Below are 1,272 nucleotides of genomic sequence, written 5' to 3'. Positions count from 1 at the left end.
CTGATGACGAGTCACTAAGGTGATGAAGTAGTTGATGCCATGCTTCCAGGAAAATCTTCTAAGCTTCAGGTTAGTAGGAATCGTACCCCAAACCGACACAGGTGGTCGGGTAGAGAATACCAAGGCGCTTGAGAGAACTCGGCTGAAGGAACTAGGCAAAATGGTACCGTAACTTCGGGAGAAGGTACGCTGCTGTTGGTGATGGGACTTGCTCCCTAAGCTGACGGCAGTCGCAGATACCAGGTGGCTGCAACTGTTTATCAAAAACACAGTACTGTGCAAAATCGCAAGATGACGTATACGGTATGACGCCTGCCCGGTGCTTGAAGGTTAATTGATTGGGTTATCTTCGGAGAAGCTCATGATCGAAGCCCAAGTAAACGGCGGCCGTAACTATAACGGTCCTAAGGTAGCGAAATTCCTTGTCGGGTAAGTTCCGACCTGCACGAATGGCGTAATGATGGCCACGCTGTCTCCAGCCGAGACTCAGTGAAGTTGAAATTGCGGTGAAGATGCCGTATACCCGCGGCTAGACGGAAAGACCCCGTGAACCTTTACTATAGCTTGGCACTGAACATTGAACCTACATGTGTAGGATAGGTGGGAGACTTTGAAGCTTCGTCGCTAGATGGAGTGGAGTCAATCTTGAAATACCACCCTTGTAGTTTTGATGTTCTAACCGCGGCCCCTTATCGGGGTTCGGGACAGTGCCTGGTGGGTAGTTTGACTGGGGCGGTCTCCTCCCAAAGAGTAACGGAGGAGCACGAAGGTTGGCTAAGTACGGTCGGACATCGTACGGTTAGTGCAATGGCATAAGCCAGCTTAACTGCGAGACATACACGTCGAGCAGGTACGAAAGTAGGTCATAGTGATCCGGTGGTTCTGTATGGAAGGGCCATCGCTCAACGGATAAAAGGTACTCCGGGGATAACAGGCTGATACCGCCCAAGAGTTCATATCGACGGCGGTGTTTGGCACCTCGATGTCGGCTCATCACATCCTGGGGCTGAAGTCGGTCCCAAGGGTATGGCTGTTCGCCATTTAAAGTGGTACGCGAGCTGGGTTCAGAACGTCGTGAGACAGTTCGGTCCCTATCTGCCGTGGGCGTTGGATGATTGAAGGAAGCTGCTCCTAGTACGAGAGGACCGGAGTGGACGAACCGCTGGTGTTCGGGTTGTTATGCCAATAGCATTGCCCGGTAGCTACGTTCGGAATCGATAACCGCTGAAAGCATCTAAGCGGGAAGCGAGTCCTAAGATGAGTCATCCCTAG

At 51.8% G+C, this 1,272-nt stretch carries 1 rRNA gene; it reads left to right on the top strand.

From position 1 onward, the window contains the following. Nucleotides 1-1,272: ribosomal RNA gene (locus Q4533_RS19585) — 23S ribosomal RNA — on the top strand; the annotation flags it as partial.

The organism is Shewanella sp. 6_MG-2023, from assembly GCF_030547195.1.
Classification (GTDB): Bacteria; Pseudomonadota; Gammaproteobacteria; order Enterobacterales; family Shewanellaceae; genus Shewanella.
Note: the sequence above shows the minus strand (reverse complement) of the source record. Positions and strands in the feature narration are given on the sequence as shown.